The 18,986-nt window shown below is 65.7% G+C and carries 19 protein-coding genes; 11 read left to right on the plus strand and 8 right to left on the minus strand.

Features of this window, described 5'->3' with window-relative positions:
• Positions 1–129 precede the first annotated feature (129 nt).
• From GV819_RS22100 to GV819_RS22110, 3 genes are read right to left on the minus strand one after another with little or no spacing between them, the layout of a single operon-like run.
• Positions 130–957, minus strand: coding sequence for a sulfite exporter TauE/SafE family protein (locus GV819_RS22100; RefSeq protein ID WP_161758173.1), 828 nt, complete (start codon positions 955–957; stop codon positions 130–132).
• Positions 954–2,231 (minus strand): NAD(P)/FAD-dependent oxidoreductase, encoded by a 1,278-nt coding sequence (locus tag GV819_RS22105; RefSeq protein ID WP_161758174.1) that lies wholly within the window; start codon positions 2,229–2,231, stop codon positions 954–956. Before GV819_RS22105 ends, GV819_RS22100 begins: the two co-directional genes overlap by 4 nt.
• Positions 2,232–2,254: 23 nt before the next feature.
• Positions 2,255–3,139 carry an MBL fold metallo-hydrolase gene (locus GV819_RS22110; protein WP_161758175.1) on the minus strand — a complete coding sequence of 295 codons (885 nt, stop codon included), beginning with the start codon at positions 3,137–3,139 and terminating at the stop codon, positions 2,255–2,257.
• A 250-nt stretch (positions 3,140–3,389) separates the two neighbouring features.
• Between GV819_RS22110 and GV819_RS22115 the strand changes: the two genes are divergently transcribed.
• Positions 3,390–4,703: a sigma-54 interaction domain-containing protein gene (locus GV819_RS22115; protein ID WP_161758176.1), complete on the plus strand. Its 1,314-nt coding sequence runs from the start codon at positions 3,390–3,392 to the stop codon at positions 4,701–4,703.
• Between the two features lie 56 nt (positions 4,704–4,759).
• Here GV819_RS22115 and GV819_RS22120 read toward each other — a convergent pair whose 3' ends face one another.
• A complete protein-coding gene (locus GV819_RS22120; RefSeq protein WP_161758177.1) occupies positions 4,760–5,296 on the minus strand; it encodes a GNAT family N-acetyltransferase in 537 nt (178 codons plus the stop codon).
• A 231-nt stretch (positions 5,297–5,527) separates the two neighbouring features.
• On the opposite strand from GV819_RS22120, the gene GV819_RS22125 reads away from it, so the two are divergent.
• From GV819_RS22125 to GV819_RS22135, 3 genes are all read left to right on the plus strand, one after another.
• Positions 5,528–7,024 (plus strand): helix-turn-helix transcriptional regulator, encoded by a 1,497-nt coding sequence (locus tag GV819_RS22125; protein ID WP_161758178.1) that lies wholly within the window; start codon positions 5,528–5,530, stop codon positions 7,022–7,024.
• A 135-nt stretch (positions 7,025–7,159) separates the two neighbouring features.
• Positions 7,160–7,408, plus strand: coding sequence for a CsbD family protein (locus GV819_RS22130; protein WP_161758179.1), 249 nt, complete (start codon positions 7,160–7,162; stop codon positions 7,406–7,408).
• A gap of 1 nt (position 7,409) precedes the next feature.
• Entirely contained in the window at positions 7,410–7,670 is a 261-nt protein-coding gene (locus GV819_RS22135) for a DUF1652 domain-containing protein (RefSeq protein ID WP_161758180.1), read from the plus strand.
• An 81-nt stretch (positions 7,671–7,751) separates the two neighbouring features.
• Here GV819_RS22135 and GV819_RS22140 read toward each other — a convergent pair whose 3' ends face one another.
• Positions 7,752–9,149: a sensor histidine kinase gene (locus GV819_RS22140; RefSeq protein WP_161758181.1), complete on the minus strand. Its 1,398-nt coding sequence runs from the start codon at positions 9,147–9,149 to the stop codon at positions 7,752–7,754.
• Complete coding sequence (locus tag GV819_RS22145) at positions 9,127–9,810, minus strand: response regulator transcription factor (protein ID WP_011060869.1); 684 nt, start codon at positions 9,808–9,810, stop codon at positions 9,127–9,129. The genes GV819_RS22140 and GV819_RS22145 overlap by 23 nt, the downstream gene beginning before the upstream one ends.
• A 181-nt stretch (positions 9,811–9,991) precedes the next feature.
• Here GV819_RS22145 and GV819_RS22150 point away from each other — a divergent pair, with 181 nt between their 5' ends.
• From GV819_RS22150 to hcnC, 6 genes are all read left to right on the plus strand, one after another.
• Positions 9,992–10,333, plus strand: a complete 342-nt coding sequence (locus GV819_RS22150) for a hypothetical protein (protein ID WP_161758182.1) — start codon at positions 9,992–9,994, stop codon at positions 10,331–10,333.
• Positions 10,334–10,371: 38 nt separating this feature from the next.
• On the plus strand, positions 10,372–10,809 hold the full coding sequence (locus GV819_RS22155; protein ID WP_161758183.1) for a hypothetical protein: 438 nt from the start codon (positions 10,372–10,374) through the stop codon (positions 10,807–10,809).
• 139 nt (positions 10,810–10,948) lie between these two features.
• The gene (locus GV819_RS22160) at positions 10,949–11,890 is read left to right on the plus strand and encodes a hypothetical protein (RefSeq protein WP_161758184.1); all 942 of its coding nucleotides are present in this window, start codon (positions 10,949–10,951) and stop codon (positions 11,888–11,890) included.
• Between the two features lie 379 nt (positions 11,891–12,269).
• The gene (gene hcnA, locus GV819_RS22165; RefSeq protein WP_161758185.1) at positions 12,270–12,587 is read left to right on the plus strand and encodes a cyanide-forming glycine dehydrogenase subunit HcnA; all 318 of its coding nucleotides are present in this window, start codon (positions 12,270–12,272) and stop codon (positions 12,585–12,587) included.
• On the plus strand, positions 12,584–13,993 hold the full coding sequence (hcnB, locus tag GV819_RS22170) for a cyanide-forming glycine dehydrogenase subunit HcnB (protein ID WP_161758186.1): 1,410 nt from the start codon (positions 12,584–12,586) through the stop codon (positions 13,991–13,993). The genes hcnA and hcnB overlap by 4 nt, the downstream gene beginning before the upstream one ends.
• The gene (gene hcnC / locus GV819_RS22175; protein WP_161758187.1) at positions 13,986–15,245 is read left to right on the plus strand and encodes a cyanide-forming glycine dehydrogenase subunit HcnC; all 1,260 of its coding nucleotides are present in this window, start codon (positions 13,986–13,988) and stop codon (positions 15,243–15,245) included. Before hcnB ends, hcnC begins: the two co-directional genes overlap by 8 nt.
• 127 nt (positions 15,246–15,372) lie before the next feature.
• Here hcnC and GV819_RS22180 read toward each other — a convergent pair whose 3' ends face one another.
• Entirely contained in the window at positions 15,373–15,984 is a 612-nt protein-coding gene (locus GV819_RS22180; RefSeq protein WP_161758188.1) for a glutathione S-transferase, read from the minus strand.
• A 199-nt stretch (positions 15,985–16,183) separates the two neighbouring features.
• Entirely contained in the window at positions 16,184–17,407 is a 1,224-nt protein-coding gene (locus tag GV819_RS22185; RefSeq protein ID WP_161758189.1) for a multidrug effflux MFS transporter, read from the minus strand.
• Between the two features lie 107 nt (positions 17,408–17,514).
• Here GV819_RS22185 and GV819_RS22190 point away from each other — a divergent pair, with 107 nt between their 5' ends.
• Positions 17,515–18,984: a PLP-dependent aminotransferase family protein gene (locus tag GV819_RS22190; protein WP_161758190.1), complete on the plus strand. Its 1,470-nt coding sequence runs from the start codon at positions 17,515–17,517 to the stop codon at positions 18,982–18,984.
• Positions 18,985–18,986: the final 2 nt, after the last annotated feature.

Here is an 18,986-nt window from a genome sequence, read left to right on the forward strand (position 1 = left end):
GGCCGCTCGTGGCGCCGCTATCTTTCCCTTGCAACGCCAGCGTTGGTGAGGCCGCCTTCGCTGGCAAGCCAGCTCCTACGGGTGGTGGTGCGTACGTTGATGTAGGAGCCGGCTTGCCGGCGAAGGGGCTCAACGGGATAGCCAGCCCAAGGCACCAGCCGCCAGCAGCAGCCCGGCCAATATGCCGGTGATGGCGAACAGCTGTTGCAGGCGCGGGCCGGCCAGGTGGCTGGCCACCTGGCGCCCCAGCACTAGCCCCAGCACAGCTCCCAGGGCAAAGGGCGCGCCCACCGCCCAGTGCATCACCCCGCTGACGCTGGCGGTCACCACACTGCCCAGAGACACCAGGGCGATCACCGCCAGCGAGGTGGCGACGATGCTCTTGCTGTCCAGGTTGGTGTAGCGACTCAAGGCCGGGATGATCACGAAGCCGCCGCCCACCCCCAACAGCCCGGAGAGCAATCCGGACAGCATGCCGGTAAAGGTCAGCGCCCGGGCGCAGGGCAGGGTCCAGCGTAAGCGCCCCTGGGCCGGATTGAGCACGCAGGGCAGGAACGCCGGACGTGGCGCCGCCTGGCCTTGTTTCAACTCCAGGCTGGCCTTGCGCAAGATCCGCCCGCAGGCGTACAGCAGCACCAGTGAGAACAGCAGCGCCAAGGGCAGGTTCGGCAAACGGTGGGCCAGCCACAAGCCCAGCGGCGCCATGAGGATGCCGATGCCGGCGACGAAGCCCGCCGCGCGGTAGCGCACGATGCCTTGGCGCAGCCCCAGCACCGCGCCGACGCTGGCCGCCAGGCCCACCGCGAGCAAGCCGATAGGGGCTGCCTCGACCATGCTCAGGCCCAAGCCGAAGACCAGCAGTGGCACCGCGAGGATGCCGCCGCCGGCCCCGGTCAGGGCCAGGATTGCACCAATGATTGCCCCTAGCCCGGCGCCCAGCAGAGTGTGTTCATTCATGCTTTCGGGGTGTCCGTGGGCAGGTGCGGCTGCGCCAGCCATTCATGGCCCTTGAGCATGCCGCGCCAGTACAGCGGCGGCAGGATCCGTTCCTTCAGCCACCAGGCGCGGCGGGTCGGCTGGCGGCCGTCCAGTAGCCAGCTCGGGAAGCTTGGGGCGAGCTTGCCACCGTAGGTGAATTCGGCAAGGACGATCTTGCCCCGTTCCACGGTCAGCGGGCAGGAGCCGTAGCCATCGTATTGCGCCAGCTGGGTCAGGCGCTTGAGGGCCACCAGCACGTTGTTGGCCACCACCGGTGCCTGTTTGCGCGCTGCGGCGGCGGTCTTGGCGTTGCTGGTGTTGGTGACGTCGCCCAGGCCGTGGATGTTGACGAAGTGCTTGTGGCGCAAGCTGCCGGGGTCGACGTCGACCCAGCCGGCAGCGTCTGCCAGCGGGCTGCTACGGATGAAGTCCGGGGCGCACTGCGGCGGCACCACGTGCAGCATGTCGAAGGCGCGCTCCAGGGTTTCCTGGCTGCCGTCGGCCAGGGTGCGGACAAAGGTCGCGCGCTTGGCCGGGCCGTCCACCGCCACCAGGTTGTGGCCGAAGGCGAGGTCGACGGCGTATTTCTTGATGTACTCCATCAGCGCCGGCACGTAGTCGGCAACGCCAAACAACACGCCGCCGGCGTTCAGGAAACTCGGTTTGATCGGCCCCAGGCGGCCGTTGCGCAGCCAGTGGTCGCAGGACAGGTACAGGGCCTTCTGTGGCGCCCCGGCGCACTTGATCGGCATTGGCGGCTGGCTGAACAGCGCCTCGCCCTGTTGCAGTTGCTGCACCAGCTGCCAGGTGTAGGGCGCCAGGTCGTAGCGGTAGTTGGAGGTCACGCCATGGCTGCCCAGAGTCGCCGGCAGGCCGTCGATGGCTGCCCAGTCGAGCTTGAGCCCGGGGCAGACGATCAACTGGTCGTAGGCCAGCACCCGGCCATCGGCCAGGACCAGGGCATTGTTGTGCGGCTCGAACTGGCTGACGGCATTCTGGATCCACTTGACGCCCTTGGGCATCAGCGCGGCCATGTCGCGCACCGTGGACTCGGCGCTGAACACGCCGGCGCCTACCAAGGTCCAGCCAGGCTGGTAGTAGTGGGTCTGGGCCGGATCGATGATCGCCACGTCCAGGTGGGGATCGCGGGACAGCAGGCTGGCGGCAACGGCGATGCCGGCGGCACCGCCGCCGACGATCAGCACCTGGTGGCTGCCGTCGACGGCGCGCAGGGCTGGGTTGATGGGACGCATGGCAAGGTCTCCGTGTGGAGTAGTTATAGGGTGTTAAGGGGCAGCTTCAGGTAGCTCACGCCGTTGTCCTCGGGCTCGGGAAAGTGCCCGCTGCGCATGTTGACCTGCACCGAAGGCAGGATCAGCACCGGCATGTCCAGGGTGGCGTCGCGGGCTTCGCGCATCTTCACAAAGCTGTCTTCGTCGATGCCCTGGTGGATATGGATGTTGTTGGCTCGCTGCTCGGCGACGGTGGTCATGTACTGCAGTTCGCGGCCGTTGGGCAGGTAGTCGTGGCACATGAACAAGCGGGTCTGGGGGGGCAGGGCGAGGATCTTGCCGATCGAGCGGTACAGGGTTCGCGCATCGGCCCCGGGGAAGTCGCAGCGGGCGGTGCCGTAGTCGGGCATGAACAGGGTGTCGCCGACAAAGGCCACGCATTCGTCAGCGACGTGTACCAGGTAGGTCATGCACGCCGGAGTATGTCCCGGAGTGTGCAAGGCCCTGGCCTGGAGTTGGCCGATGGCGAATTCGGCGCCGTCGGCCAGCAGTACGTCGAACTGGCTGCCGTCGCGAGCGAACGCCGGGGCTTCGTTGAACAGCGCGCCGAAGACTTTTTGCACCTGGGTGATCTGGTTGCCGATGGCCACCTGGGCCCCCAGTTGCTCCTTGAGATAAGCCGCGGCGGACAGGTGATCGGCGTGCACGTGGGTTTCCAGGATCCAGTCGACCCGGGCGTCCAGCTCCTTCACCCGAGCGATCAGCCGGTCGGCGGATTCGGTGCGGGTGCGGCCGGATTTCGGGTCGTAGTCCAGCACGCTGTCGATCAGTGCGCAGCGGCGGCTGGCCAGGTCCATCACCAGGTAGCTGATGGTCCAGGTATGGCTGTCGAAAAAGGCGTCTACACGCAGCGTGTCGCTGATGATCATGGGGCACTCCAGGCAATGAAGGTGAGGGCAGTCTGCGCTGTCGCTCGTCCCTTGGACCGTCAATAAACGTGCCAACCCGAAACGCCTTGATTGGCCGCCTATTCATTGAAGTAGAAGGCCTGGGAGGTTGCCATCAGCATTTTTTCAGGTCGACTGACAGCGTTTGTTGGCAGTGATATGGCAGTTTGTGGCAGAAAATGGCAGAAAGTCGCGGCGTGCTTTAAGCTGCCGCCACTGCTCTGGAGTCACCATGTCCCTGATCGCCACCGACCTTGCCCAGTCGCAGATGTCTGCCCTGGTGTCCTACCTCGAACACGACCCGCAACCGACCATCGTGCTCGACACCGGCTACAACATCATCGCCGCCAACACCGCCTACCAGCGCCAGTTCGGGGTGGCCGGCAAACCCCATGTCGGTGCCAAGTGCTACCAGGTGTCCCATCAGTTTGCCGTGCCCTGCGACCAGGCCGGCGAGCACTGCCCGATGCGCAAGGCCCACGCCAGCCGGGTGCCGGAGCGCATGCTGCATATCCATCACACGCCCCGCGGGCCGGAGCATGTGGACGTCGAGCTGCGTCCGATCATCGGCGCCTCGGGGGCGGTGGTGGCTTATGTCGAGCGCCTGAGTTCGGTGGCGGTGGCTTCGGTGCAACCCCAGCGCAAGGGCCTGGTGGGGCGTTCGCCGGCGTTCAACGAGGCCTTGAGCGCCTTGCAGCGGGCCGCCCCGGCGCCGATCCCGGTACTGCTCCAGGGGGAGTCCGGCACCGGCAAGGAGTTGTTCGCCCGTGCCCTGCACGACGGCAGCCCCCGGGCCAGCGGGCCGCTGGTGGTGGTCGATTGCACCGGCCTCACTGAGACCCTGCTGGAGAGCGAACTGTTCGGCTACGAAAAGGGCGCCTTCACTGGCGCCCTGCAACGCAAGATCGGCCTGGCCGAAGCGGCCCACGGCGGCACCTTGTTTCTCGATGAAATCGGTGAGGTGCCGTTGGCCATGCAGGTCAAGCTGTTGCGCCTGATCGAGTCCGGCAGCTTCCGTCCGGTGGGTAGCCTGCGTACCGTGCACTCGGATTTCCGCCTGGTGGCGGCGACCCACAAACCGCTCAAGGAAATGGTCGCCGCCGGGACCTTCCGCCAGGACCTGTACTACCGCATCAGCGCCTTTCCGATCCGCTTGCCGGCACTGCGTGAGCGTAGCGACGACTTGCCGTTGCTGATCGACAGCCTGTTGCGCCGCCTCGATCCCGGGGTGGTGCCGCGGGTCGACCCCCAGGCCCTGGAGCAACTACGCCTGTACACCTATCCGGGCAATATCCGCGAGTTGCGCAACATTCTGGAACGGGCACGGCTGTTCAGTGACGATGGGGTGATTCGCCTGCAGGACCTGCCGCTGGAACTGCGCAGTCCGCAGCCAGCGGTTGCGCCCGCCCGGCGCCGGCCGCCCAAGGACCTGGAGCAACTGGCTCACGCCCTGCAAGTGTTCGACGGCTCGCGCAGCGAACTGGCCAAGGCCCTGGGCCTGAGTGAACGCACGCTGTATCGACGCCTCAAGGCGTTGGGCCTGTAGCCGCAACGGCATGCACCTTGGCGGCGGTCGAGTGGGCGGCGAAGTCCGGTTCCGCCTTACGCGAGGCGTTCCTGGGAAGGCAAGTCGCAGGCCATGACCCACATGCCGATCTGCTCCAGGTCGGTATCGAACGGCACTTCGCCGACTTGCTGCAAACCGGCGCTTTCATAGAAGCGCCGGGCGCCGATATTGCTCTTCAGCACATCCAGCCACAGGCAGGTTTCGCCAGCCTGGCTCGCGCGCTCCATCAGTTCATGCAGCAGGCGCCGGCCATAGCCTTTGCCGGCCTGGGACTTGAGCAGGTAGATCTTCTGCAGTTCGGCGCCGGGGAGGCCGCTGCCCGGCGTCGGCCGGTGCCAGTTGAGCTTGGCAAAACCCAACGGTTGCTGTTGCGTGTCCAGGGCCAGCAGCCAAAGGTGTTGGTCGCGGGCCTCCAGGGAGTTGCGCAGGGCCTCATCGGAGAAGTCCTGGGCGAGAAACTGGCGCAGCCCTTCGGCGCTCCAGATCGAGACGAAGTGCTCGCGGTAGGTGGCTTCGCCAATGGCCTGGAGGGCCTCGATATCATCGTTTCCGGCTTCACGCAGAGTGATCATCTTCCGCTCCTTGAAGGCCGCCCGGGGCGGCACCTGGTTGGGGGCCAGTGGCTGGCGCCAGGCCCCGGCCCGGCAGCTTAACCCGGCCCGGTGACGGGCTCCAGTGATCAGTGGTGCGAGGGCAGTCGCAGCGCAGGGCACGATGGCGACGCCTCGCGGTCGTAGTTTTAGCCCCCCTTAAATCCGCAGTGCTGGCCCCGCACCAGCCTTGCAGGCCCTGATGGAGACGCCATGAGCCAGGCCGTACTCGCTTCCGAAACCAATCGACGCCAACTGCAGCAGATCATCTCCGGGCTGTCCGACGGGGTGATCCTGCTGGAAACCGACAAGACCCTGCTCTGGGCCAACGATGCGGCGCTGGCCATGCACGGGGTCAGTGAAGTCAGCCAACTGGGCACCGATGTTCGCCAATACGCCCGGCGCTATGCCTTGCGCTACCGCAACAATCACCCGCTGGCCCTGGACAGCTACCCCATCAACCGGGTCGCTGCCGGCGAGACCTTCAGCGATGTGGTGGTGGAGGTCCGGGCCGAGATCGACGGTGAAGCTCGGCACTGGGTCCATCGGGTGCGCAGCATGATCCTGCGTGACAGCCAGGGTGCGGCGGAGTCGCTGGTGCTGATCCTCAGCGATGCCACCGACTGGGCCAGCGCCGAGCAGCGCTTCGAGAAAACCTTCAATGCCAATCCGGCGCCCGCGGTGATCTGCCGCCTCAGTGACCTGCGCTACATCAAGGTCAACCAGGGCTTCCTGGAGATGACCGGCCACGCCCGTGACCAGGTGATCGGCCGCTCGGTGTACGAACTGGATGTACTGGAGCATGCCGAGCAGCGCGACCTGGCCATCGAACGCCTGAACCAGGGGGCAACCATCCCGCAGATGCAGGCCGAACTGCGCTTGCCCGACGGTGGCAGCAAGCTGGTGGTGGTCGCCGGCCAGCCCCTGGATATCAGTGATGAAGACTGCATGCTGTTTTCCTTCATGGACCTGGAACCGCGGCGCAAGGCCGAAATGGCCCTGCGCCAGAGCGAGGAACGCTTTGCCAAGTCCTTCCGCCTGACGCCGGTGCCAACCCTGTTGTGCAGCGCCGAGCACCAGCAGATCGTCGACGTCAACGAAGCGTTCCTCAATACCTGTGGTTACGCCAGCGAGGAACTGCTGGGCAAGACCGTGCAGGCGATTGGTTTCATCGAGGAGTCCGAGGCCGGCGAGCGCTTGTTCGGCCGCCTGGAAAAACACGGCAGCCTTGAGGCCCAGGACCTCAAGGTGCGCAAGAAGGGCGCGGAGGTCATCGATTGTGTGGTGTCTGCCGATACCGTGAGCATCGAGGGCAGTCCCTGCTACCTGCTGGTGTTGATGAACATCACCGAGCGCAAGCGTTCGGAGCTGGAGTTGGTGACGGCGATCGAGGAGGTGATGCGTGACGCTTCGTGGTTCAGCCAGACCCTGATCGAAAAGCTCGCCAATGTCCGCAGCGCCAAGTCGGTGGCGACACCAGGGGCTTGTTCTGCCGACCTGACTGCCCGCGAGCGCGAAGTGCTTGGGCTGATCTGTCAGGGGCTGGCGGACAAGGAAATCGCGGCACAGTTGCAGCTGGCCCTGAGCACGGTGCGCAACCATGTGGCCACGCTGTATTCCAAGCTGGCGGTGCACAGTCGCGCCGAGGCCATTGTCTGGGCCCGCGAGCGCGGGCTGTTTGCCGGTGTGCAGCGCGTTCGCAAGCGTTGAACCAGTGCAAACGCACTAGCTGGACCAGTACAAATGGCGCTTCTGCGCCGCGTGGCGATTTCTTAGGCTGTGAGCATCCGGGGGGGCGAAGCATCCCCTCGGATTTTTTGATCCCACAGCGGAAGGAAAGCCAAGATGCGTAGCGAACAGATCAAGGGTGCCGTGGACAAGGTGGCCGGCAAGGCCCAGGACAGCCTGGGCGAGTGGCTGGACGATCCGCAAATGCAGGCCCAAGGCCTGGCCCGGGAGGCCACTGGCGAGCTACAGGAACGTTATGGCCAGACCCTCGACCAGGCGGCGCGTCTGCTGCGGGAGAAACCCTGGCTGAGTGTGGCGTTGCTGGCGGGCGCCGGCCTGTTGGCGGGTCTGCTGCGGCGGCGCTGAGGTGCCGGCAGTGATCACCCAGGCGCAATTGCGCGTCTGCATCGAACAGCGCCTGGCGCCCCTGGCCTGCAGCTTCAGCAACGCCGGCGACGGCACCCTGACCCTGCGAGTGTTCGAACCCGAGAGCGGCCGGGTCGACCTGGTGGTCACCGGCCTGAGTGCCAAGGCGCTGCAGAGCGAGGCCGACGTGTTGACGATGATCGACGAGCTGCTCTACGAACTGGACAGCAACTCCCTCAGACAGATCGAACTGGCGCCCTGAACGGCGCCGGGTGTCGCGGGATGGCGCAGCCGCCGGCCCTGCCTGTCTCTGCCCAGCCCGGGGCCGCGCTGACCGGGCCCCTCAGCTTTTTTCGACGATCAGGCTCGGCCGACAGTCCAGGCTCAGGCGCGCGCCGCCGCGTTCGCTGGTACCCACTTCAAGTTTGAAACCGTGCAGGCTGACAATCGCCGCGACGATCGACAGGCCCAGGCCAAAACCGCCCTGGGCATCGTTCTCATCCACCCGGTAGAAACGCCGGAACACTGCCGCCCGTTCTGCTGCGGGAATGCCTGGGCCGGAGTCCAGCACTTCCAGGCGTGAGCTGCCGTCGTCATCGATACCCCGCAGGATCACTTCGCCTCCCACTGGGGTGAACTTGATCGAATTGCTCAGCAGGTTGGCCAGGGCCTCGAACAGCAAGGCGCGGTCGCCGATGAGGCGGGGCAGGCTTGGCGGCACATCCAGTACCAGGCTCAGTTGGCCTTCCTCGGCCAGCGGCAGGTAGAAGTCGTGCAGTTCTTGCAACAACGGCAGCGGGTCGAGCTCGAGGAAGCCCGAGCGCCGCTGCTGGTCTTCCAGTTCGGAGATCCGCAGCAGCCCGCGAAAACGCGCCATCAGGGTGTCGGCTTCGGCCAGCAGTTGGTCCATCTGCAGGGCCTGGGGCGAGCCTTCCTCGGCCTGTTGTTGCAGGCGGTAGAGTTGCGCTCGCAGGCGGGTCAGCGGGGTGCGCAGGTCGTGGGCGATGTTGTCGCACACGCCCTTGACCTCGTGCATCAGCCGCTCGATGCGCTCGAGCATGGCGTTGACGATGGCCGCCAGCATGTCCAGTTCGTCACGCCGGTTAGACAGCGGCAGGCGCCGGGTCAGGTCGCCGGCGACGATGGCTTCGGCACTGTCCTGGATCTGCCGGATGCGCCGCAATGGCCGGCGCCGCAGCAGGTGCCAGCCGGCGGCCCCGGGAATGATGGTCAGGGAGATGCCCCAGAGCAGCGCGTGGAGGATGATCCGGGTCACCGCGAACAGCGAGCCGTTGTCGCGCACCAGCACCAGCCAGCGGCCGTCGCGGGTGTGGGTGGCCACGGCGTCGCAGCTGTACCGAGGCAGGTTCGGGTCTTCGGAGTCGATGCAGTTCTTCAGTTCGTGGATCTTGCCGTCCAGGGGCAGGTCGTCGGGGATCTGCCGGATCGGCCCGCTCAGCGGCCGGCGCTGTTCGTCGAACAGGCCGTAGGCGTCGATGGCGCGCATGTCGAAGGTCATGCTGGTGGTCAGTGCCTCCACCAGCTGGTCGCCCTCGAAGCGCGCGAACAGGTGCTGGCGCTGCATCAGCGAGTGCTTGGCCAGGCTGTCCAGGTAGGTGGAAACCTCGTAGTACAGCACCCCCATGAGGATGCAGCTCCAGGCCACGAACAGTGAACTGTAGAGGGCCAGCAGGCGGCTGCTGGAGGAGCGCCAGCCTTTAGAGGGGTTCAGCAATGACATAACCCGAGCCTCGCACGGTGCGGATCAACGGGGTCATGCCGGGCGGGTCGATCTTCTTGCGCAGGCGGCCGATGTGCACGTCGATCAGGTTGGTGCCCGGGTCGAAGTGATAACCCCAGACCTCCTCGAAGATCATCATCCGCGAGAGGATCTGCCCGGTGTTGCGCATCAGGAATTCCAGCAGTTTGTATTCGGTGGGCAGCAGGCTCAGCAGTTGATCGGCGCGGGTCGCCTCGCGGCTGATCAGGTTCAGTTCCAGGTCCGCGACCCGCAGGCTGGTGTCGAAATCCTTGACCGTGTTCTTGCGCCGCAGCAGCACCTCGACCCGGGCCGCCATCTCGTCGGAGGCAAACGGCTTGGTCAGGTAGTCGTCGCCACCGGCCCGCAGGCCGCGCACCCGCTCATCGACGTCGGAGAGGGCGCTGATCATCAGGATCGGCGTCGATACACCGATGGTGCGCAGGGTGGTGACGATGGCCAGGCCGTCCAGCTCCGGCAGCATGCGGTCCAGGGTGATCAGGTCGTAGTCGCCGCTCACGGCGCGCACCAGGCCCTCGCGGCCATTGTCCACCCAGTCCACGTCGAGGCCGTGGCTGCTCAGTTCGGCGACGATTTCCCGGGCGGTCACAGCGTCGTCTTCGATGGTCAGAATGCGGGTCATAGGCGTTACCTGTTTAGCGGTTCGTGACACAGGCGGGCATTTTGCCAAGAAACCGCCGCCGGGTTTCTAAAAAAACTTTCATCTGCGCCGCCGGGGCCCCGTCGGGACCTGGAACACGCCCATCCCAGGGGCCGCGTTGCCTGATATTATCGCGCCACTTTTGTTGCCAGGAGGCACATCCATGGGGAGCCTGTCCCGGGTCGGCTGGAAGCCATTGTCCTTTCTCTGCCTGATGGCACTGTGCAGCGATGCAGTGCTGGCGGCCAACCAACCCTGTTCCGGGCGCAAGGGCGGCATCGCCCGCTGCGACGGCGAGCTGTTCCTGTGCAACGACGGTTCCATCAGTGCCTCGAAAAAGAATTGCGCGCTGATGCTGGGCCCGCGTTCCAGCCCTCCGCGGGCCGAGCCCCTGCTGCGCGATGCCCAGGGCTGCATCTGCGGCAGCGGCAGTTTCTGCACCGGGCCCCGGGGCGGGGTGTACTGCCTGCCCCCCGGTGGCAATAAAAGCTACAAGCGGCATTGAAATCCCGATTGACCTTCTGTGTATCAAGGTGTTGTGCAATGAACTACGCATCACGTTTCAAAGGCCTGCTGTGGCTGTTGGTGGGCAGCCTGCTGCTGAGCCTCGCCGTGGATCTGGCGCTGCGCCTGCCGGGCTATCTGCAGGCCTATGCTGACGATCCCCGCTATGCGCGCTGGATGCTGGGGTATCGGGGGCTGGACATCTTGGTGATCGGCCTGATGGCGCTGATAGTGCCGGGCATCATGCGGCTCCTGGATTTTCGCCGTGCGGCCTGGCTGGCATTGCCGCTCTTTACCTTGTGGGGGCAGGGCATCGCGCAATTGACCCTGGCGGGCAACCTGCTGCTGGCGCTGTGGATCCTGGTGCTGGTGCTGCAATGGTGCTGGACCCGAGGCCGGGAGCTCTACCAGGGTCGGCGGGCCTGCGCGCCGGGCGGGCCGTGCAGAACGCCCGCCAGAAAACTCCCGGGCCGGTAAGTTGCACGATCAGGGATTATCTGTTTATCGCAACCCATTGAAATACAAGCGCTTATAAAGTTCGTGCAACTGGCACGGTGGCTGCACTTGTCCCTTCGAGACGTGTAACACCACTTTTCATGCCTGGAGCCGAACAACAATGAACAGACCCTCTGAACACCTGCTGGCCCCCGCGGATGCCTCGAGTCATCACTCGGGCGTGTCCTGGGCGGCGATCTTCGCCGGCGCGGCGGCGGCGGCCGCACTCTCGCTGATCCTCCTGCTGCTGGGCTTCGGCCTCGGCTTCTCCGCGGTTTCGCCCTGGGCCGGCAGCGGCATCAGCGCCAAGGGCCTGGGTATTTCCAGCATTGTCTGGCTGGCCGTGACGCAGATCATCGCCGCGGGCCTTGGCGGCTACATCGCCGGGCGCCTGCGGGTGAAGTGGGCCAACCTGCATGGCGATGAAGTGTATTTCCGCGACACCGCCCACGGCTTCCTCGCCTGGGCCGTGGCCACCCTGGTCACCGCGACCCTGGTGCTGGGCTCGGTCAGCAGCGTCATCAGCGGCGGCGTGCAGGCCGGCGCACAGGTGGCTTCCGGTGCCGCCAGCGCCATGACCCAGGTGGCCGGCCATGCTGCCAGCCAGGGCTCCCAGGACGACTACGGCTATTTCGTCGACAGCCTGTTCCGCGACGATCGCCCGGCGGTAGTCAGCGATGATGCGGCCCGGGGCACGGTGTCGCGGATCTTCGTGCGCACCCTGGGCAACGATGGCCAGCTTGCCCCTGAAGACCGCAGCTACCTGGCGCAACGGGTGGCCCAGCGCACCAACCTCAGCCAGGCCGACGCCGAACGCCGGGTCGACGAGGTGTTCACCAAAGCCCGCCAGACCGTGGAGGAGGCCAAGCAGGCCGCCAAGGAAGCTGCCGACACCGCGGCCAAGGTGGCTGCCTGGTCGTCACTGTGGATGTTTGTCGCGCTGCTGTGCGGGGCCTTTTTCGCCAGCCTGGCGGCGACCTTTGGCGGCCGCCGCCGGGACGCCGTGGTCTGGCTTGAAAGCGAGGTTCAGCCGCGCACCATTGCCCCCACCCCCGTTCACTGATCCAGGAGATTTCCCATGCGCTCATTACTCTTGTGGTTCCTCGGCGTGCCGATCCCGGTGATTATCCTGATCGCCCTGTTCGTGCACTAAGCGTCATCCTCAACGCGGGCTGACCGTTGTTCCTGCGCCGCTGCCGACCTCTGTCGGTCGCGGCTTCTTTGCACCCTGGGTCTCACTTTGGCACTCCGGCAGCAGCACTCGGGGGGGGCTGCACAGCGGTTTGCTTGGCCCAGATCAATGTTCGTCTGCGAAATAGCGACTAGATTGGCCCGCGCTCGGTCCCGACAGCTTTGGACCGGGGTGTTGTCGTATCCCGGCTGCAGGACCTCAAGCGGCAGGATGCCGGCAACCCCATTTACTTTTCACGGATGAACCCGCAATGCGTCAGATAGACCGCAACTTCGATATCCAGCCGCTGCAGCATGCGGACATGACCATCAGCCTCAACGGCCAATCGGTCACTGCCGCCCTGGGTGAAACAGTCCTCAGCGTGATCCAGGCCACCGGCCAGCGCCAAGTGGCACTCAATGACCACGGGCAACTGGTGGGGGCCTACTGCGGCATGGGGGTGTGCCATTGCTGTCTGGTGCAGATCGACGGCCGTCACAAGCGCCGTGCTTGCCAGACCCTGGTCAAGCCGGGCATGCAGGTGCAGACCCTGAGTAACCGCATCAGCGAGCCGGAGTCCAGCCTATGAGCCTCAATCCGGTGATTGTCGGGGGCGGGCCTGCGGGCATGGCTGCAGCCATCGAACTGGCCGCGCACGGCGTGCGCAGCACCCTGCTTGAAGAAGCCTCGCGCCTGGGCGGCGTGGTCTTTCGCGGTCCGTTGCGCGACGGCGTGCAACTGGACTACCTGGGGCCGCGCTACTGCGAGATGCTGGCCAAGCTGCACGGTGAGTTCGGCGACCACGAACAGTTGATCGAAGTGCGCCTCAACAGCCGGGTGATCGGCGCCGAGGGCAATCACGGCCTGGTGCTGCTGGACGCCGATGAACAGGTGCAGCAGGTGCCTTACTCGCAATTGCTGCTGGCGGCCGGTTGCCATGAGCGCAGCGTGCCGTTTCCCGGTTGGACCCTGCCCGGGGTCACGTTGCTCGGTGGCCTGCAGTTGCAGATCAAGAGCGGGGTGGTCAAGCCTCTAGGGCCGGTGGTGATCACCGGTACCGGTCCGTTGCTGCCGTTGGTGGCATGCCAACTGCACGCCTCGGGCGTGCGCGTCGCCGGGGTCTATGAGGCCAGCGCCCTGGGCAAGATCGCCAAGCAGAGCCTGGCCCTGCTGAACAAGCCGCAGCTGTTTCTCGACGGTCTGAGCATGCTGGCCTATCTCAAGCTCCACAGCATCACTCTGCGTTATGGCTGGGGCGTGGTCGAAGCCCAGGGCCAGGACGCCTTGAACGTGGTCACCGTGGCCCCGTATTCCAGCGACTGGCAGCCGGACATGGCCCAGGCCCAGCGTATCGCCGCGCAGACTCTGGCGGTGGGCTATGGCTTTATTCCCCGGACCCAGTTGAGCCAGCAGATGGGCCTGGATCACGGTTTCAGCGAGGACGGCTACCTGCGGGCCAACGCCAATGCCTGGCAGCAGAGCAGCGAGCCGCACGTTCACCTGGCCGGCGACATGGGCGGGATTCGCGGCGGTGAAGCGGCAATGCTCAGCGGCCGTATCGCCGCCTTGTCGATCCTCATGCAGCGCGATGTGCTGAGCAATGAGGAGGCCTTGCAACGGCGCCAGGGCTATGAGCGCAAGCTGGCTTCGATTCTGCGCTTTCGTGGTGCAGTGAACCGCTATACCGAGCGCGGCACTGGGCAGATCGACCTGCCCAAGGGCGACACGGTGATCTGCCGCTGTGAACACACCACCCGCAACGATATCGAACGTGCCCTGGCCCAGGGCGTGCAGGACATGGCCAGCCTGAAAATGCGCACCCGGGTGAGCATGGGCGACTGCCAGGGGCGGATGTGCGTGGGCTACTGCAGCGACCGCCTGCGCCAGGCCACCGGGCGCCAGGACGTGGGCTGGATACGCCCGCGCTTCCCCCTCGATCCGATTCCGTTTTCGGCTTTTCCGTCGTCCGACCAGGAGGTCTCTCAGCATGACTAAGCACTATGACGTGGTGATCGCCGGCGGCGGTGTGATCGGGGCGTCCTGCGCCTATCAGTTGTCCAAGCGCAAGGACCTCAAGGTGGCGTTGATCGACGCCAAGCGTCCAGGCAATGCCAGCCGCGCCTCGGCCGGCGGCCTGTGGGCCATCGGTGAGTCGGTGGGCCTGGGCTGCGGGGTGATCTTCTTCCGGATGATGTCGGCCAACCGCAAGCGCGAGGCCCAGGGTTCGGCAGTGCTGGTGGATTCCTCCACGCCACATATCCTGCCGCAGTCATTCTTCGACTTCGCCTTGCAGTCCAACGAGCTCTATCCGCGCCTGCACCGCGAGCTGGTGGGCATGCACGGCATGGATTTCAAGTTCGAGGAGACTGGGCTGAAGTTCGTCATTTATGACGAGGAAGACCGCCTGTATGCCGAGCATATTGTTGGCTGCATCCCGCACTTGGCGGATCAGGTGCGCTGGCTCGACCAAGCGGCCCTGCGCGCCTCTGAACCGACCATCACCCACGAAGCCAAGGGTGCCCTGGAGTTCCTCTGCGACCACCAGGTCAACCCCTTCCGCCTCACCGACGCCTACACCGAAGGCGCACGGCAGAACGGCGTGGATGTGTACTTCAACACCAACGTCACCGGGGTCCTGCACCAGGGCAACCGGGTCAGTGGGGTGACGACCGACGTCGCCGGGCTGTTCCACTGCTCGACCCTGATCAATGCCGCCGGGGCCTGGGCCGCCGAACTGAGCCTGCAGGCCACGGGCATCGAGATTCCGGTGAAGCCGGTGAAGGGCCAGATCCTCCTGACCGAGCGCATGCCCAAGCTGCTCAACGGCTGCCTGACCACCAGCGACTGCTACATGGCGCAGAAGGACAATGGCGAGATCCTGATCGGCAGCACCACCGAGGACAAAGGGTTTGACGTCAGCACCACCTACCCGGAGATCAACGGTCTGGTACAGGGCGCGGTGCGCTGCATTCCCGAACTGGCCAACGTCAACCTCAAGCGTTGCTGGGCCGGGTTGCGCCCGGGCTCGCCGGACGAGTTGCCGATCCTTGGGCCGATGGACGGGGTCGAGGGTTACCTCAATGCCTGCGGGCACTTCCGCACCGGCATCCTGACCTCGGCGATCACCGGGGTGCTGCTGGACAAGCTGGTGAACGACGAAGCCCTGCCGCTGGATATCACCCCGTTCCTGGCTCGGCGCTTTGCCGCGGTCCCGGAGAAGAAGGCCAAGCAGGCACTTCCCGCCTGATTGCCCTGCGCAGGTGCTGGCTTGCGGGCGAAGACCACCATGAGGGCGATGTAAAGCCTGTGGGCCTCTTCGCCGGCAAGCCGGCTCCTGCGTTTCGGGGTAGCGGCTGACCCCTCGCTACAACGGCTCAGGTGGCCGGGGTGTCGAGGAACACCGGCAACTGCTCGGCGTATTCGGCAAAGTCCCGCACTGCCGGGAATTGCCCGGGGCTGAACTGATCCGCAACCATCATCTGGCTGAAGCTCCAGGCCACCGCCAGGCTGATTGCGGCCTGGCCCAGGGAGCCATCCCGGGGCAATGGGCGTTTGCGCAACTCCTCCTCCAACTCGGCATAAGCCGCCTGCAACTGGCCGCCGACCCGCTCCAGCCAGGGGCCGTGCTGCTTTTCGGCAGGGCGCAGGTTTCTTTCGTAGACGATCTGTACCGCTTTCTCGCAGGCTGCCAGGGCCAGGCCGATCAGCCGCAACTCATGCAGGCGTTCCGGCACGGTTTTCGGCATCAGGCTCTTGGCCGGTCCGGCCAGGGTTTCCAGGTAATCGAGGATCAGGCTCGAATCCATCAGCACTTCACCGTCTGCGCAGACCAGGCTCGGCGCCTTGACCACCGGGTTGATCGCCTTGAACTGCTCGAAGGTGCTGAACACCGAGAGCGAGTGGTGCTCGAACGGCAGGTCCAGGCATTTGAGGCTGATGGCGACGCGGCGCACGTAGGGTGAGTCGAGCATTCCAATAAGCTTCATCAAGTGTTTCCTTGTCTTGAGCGGCGAAAGGGCGGGGGCGGCTAATGTAGCGGCATTGGATTTCTCTTGAACAGTGCCCAGTCGCGCTGTCGCCAGGTTTTGTGTGGCCGCAGTGGCAGGCCGGGTAACGGACCGCAGGGCCTTCGCGGTTCTCGACTGCGGCGTCCGCCTTGAGGGCGATGGCCGCCGCTGCCAACGGCTATCGGGATCGAGGCCCCAGGCACCACCAGGCCAGGCCCAGGGCCACACTGAACAGGCCGGTCAAGGCGCCCAGGGAACCGGCAAAGCTGTCCGCCCACAGACTCGCCAGCAGCCCACAAGCGGCGCTCATGGCCATCTGGATGAAGAAAAACAAGCCGGAGGCGCTGCCCGCTACTGCCGCATAGGGTTGCAGGATCGCCAGTTGGCAGGCGGGAATCGCCAGGCCCACCGAAATCATGATCGGCATCATCGGCAACACGATCGCCAGCAGGCTCTGAGGCCACAGGTTGCTGCTGATCAACAGCAGGCCCGAGCCTGCCAGGTTCAGCAGCGTGGCGCGGGCGATCAGGCGGTCGGCGCTGTGGCGGACCGCCAGGCGCTGGAACAACCGCGAGCCCAGTAGGTAACCCGCCACGGTGGCGGCGAACACCAGGGCGTAGGCCGTCGAGGACAGCCCCAGGCTGCGCTGCAGCAGGGCCGGCGATTGCAGGATAAAGGGGAAATAGGTGCAGTACAGGCAGCCAATGGCCAGCGAATAACGCATGAAGTAGGGCGTTTGCAGCAACCGCAGATACAACCGCGGCAGGCTTTCGGCATTGGGCTCGGCGCGGCGCGGTGGGCGGGTTTCTGCAAGCTTAAGCAGCATCAGCAACCACACCCCGGTGGCGATCAGGCTGAGGCTCAGGAACATTCCACGCCAACCCAGCAGGTTGTCGATCAGGCTGCCCAGCAGCGGCGCCAGCATCGGCGACAGGGCGATGCCCATGGACAACAGGCCCAGCACCCGCGCCTGTTCCTGGGGCTCGCAGCGGTCGCGGACCATGACCCGGCCGATCAGGGTGCCGCAGCAGCCACCCAGGGCCTGCAGCAGCCGTGCGGCCATCAGCACTTCGACGCTGCTGGCGAGCATGCACGCCAGGCTGGCAATCAGGTACAGCGCCATGCCCGCCAATAGCACCGGGCGCCGTCCATAGCGGTCGCAGAGAGGGCCGCCGAGCAGCATCGACAGGGCATAACCAAGCATGTAGAGGCTCAGGGTCAGTTGCAGTTGGCTATCGCTGGCCCCCAGCTCATCGGCCATGGCCGGTAGCGCTGGCAGGTACAGGTCGATGCTGATGCGTGGCAGGCAGACCAGCACCAGCAGCAGGAACGTCCAGAGCCAGGGCGCCAGGGCTTGTGGTGGCGCGGTGGCGGTGGGCGCGGTGTTGGCAATCGAATTCATGACGGGCTCTTGGCGATAAGGGGCGGAGAAAAACCGCATGGACGTGAAATTAAAGGCTCTATGGTTTAATGCCGAGCACCATTTAGGCCGCTATTGACTGGACCACTATGAGCCGTGGAAAACACCCCGTGCCGCTGGATCTGCCGCTCCCGCAAACCACCGCTGAGGGCCTGAGCAAGCAGGACAGCGCCTACAGCGCCCTGCGCCAGGCGATCCTCGAGAAACGCTTGCCGGCCGGTTGCCGCCTGCCGTCGACGCGGACCCTGGCCCAGCGCTGGTCGATGTCCCGGGGGACCCTGGAAGTGGTCTTCGATCGCTTGCGCAGCGAAGGTTACGTCAGCCGGCTTTGCGGCTCCGGGACCCAGGTTTGCGCGGTGGTGCCGGACCTCTATCTGAGTCCCCCGGCACGGGCGTTGGTGCGGCCCGAGCGTGTCGACAGTCTTCAGTCCCAGCCGTTTGCCGTGCGCGCCGGCCAGCCATTTGTTGCTCGGCTCGCCGACCCGGCACTGTTTCCCCTGCAGCGCTGGGCCCGCGCGCTGACCCGGGCCCTGGCGAATGCCCCGGCGCAATTGCTTTGCGACCCGGACCCCGGTGGCCTGCCAGCCCTGCGCCAGCAGATCGCCGAGTACCTGGGGCAGCACCGCGGCATTGCCTGTGATCCGCGCCAGGTAATGGTCACCACGGGCATTCGCCACGGTCTCGACCTGCTGGCCCGCAGCCTGCTGCAACCTGGCGACAAGGTGTGCATCGAAGACCCCGGCTATCAATCGGCCAAGGGGCTGTTTGCCTTGGCCGGGGCGCGTCTGGTGCCGATCCCGGTGCAGGAGGAGGGCATCGATGTGCAGTGCCTGCAGCGTCACCGCGATGCGCGCATGGTCTACGTGACCCCGGCCCATCAGGCCCCCCTGGGCATGACCATGCCGGTGTCCCGGCGCCTGGCCCTGTTGGACTGGGCGCGACGTAGCGAGGCCTGGGTGGTGGAGGACGACTACGACAGTGAATTCAACTACCAGGGCGCGCCGCTGGCGGCCCTCAAGTCCCTGGACCGGGAGGACCGGGTGATCTACTGCGGCAGCTTCAACAAGACCCTGTTCGCCGGTTTGCGGGTGGGCTTCATGCTGGTGCCCGAGGCCCTGCGCCCACGGCTGCTGGCCACCTTGCAGAGCACCGGGCGTTCGGTGGGGGTGATCGAGCAGGTGGCCCTGGCCGACTACATTGCCAGCGGTGCCTTCCTGCGTTACCTGCGTGCGGCCCGCCAGGCCTATCAGGAGCGCCGTGACCAGTTGCTGGCGATTTTGCAGCGCGAAGCGCCGGGCTGTTACACCGTCAGCGGCCAGCAGGCCGGATTGCATCTGCTCCTGGAGTTGCCGCCGGGCAGCGATGAGGCGCGGTTTTGCCAAGCCGCCGCGCAAGCCGGATTGTTCCTGCAGGGGGTGGCCGAGAGTTGTCAGCAGGTGCGCCGGCCCCCGGCGGTGATCATTGGTTATGCGGCCCTGAGCCTGGCGCAGATCCGCTTCAGCGGTTCGCGACTGGCGGCCTTGCTGGTGGCCGAGGCGCAAGGCCGGGATGAGGGTTGATT

Source organism: Pseudomonas sp. Fl5BN2 (genome assembly GCF_009908205.1).
Classification (GTDB): Bacteria; Pseudomonadota; Gammaproteobacteria; order Pseudomonadales; family Pseudomonadaceae; genus Aquipseudomonas.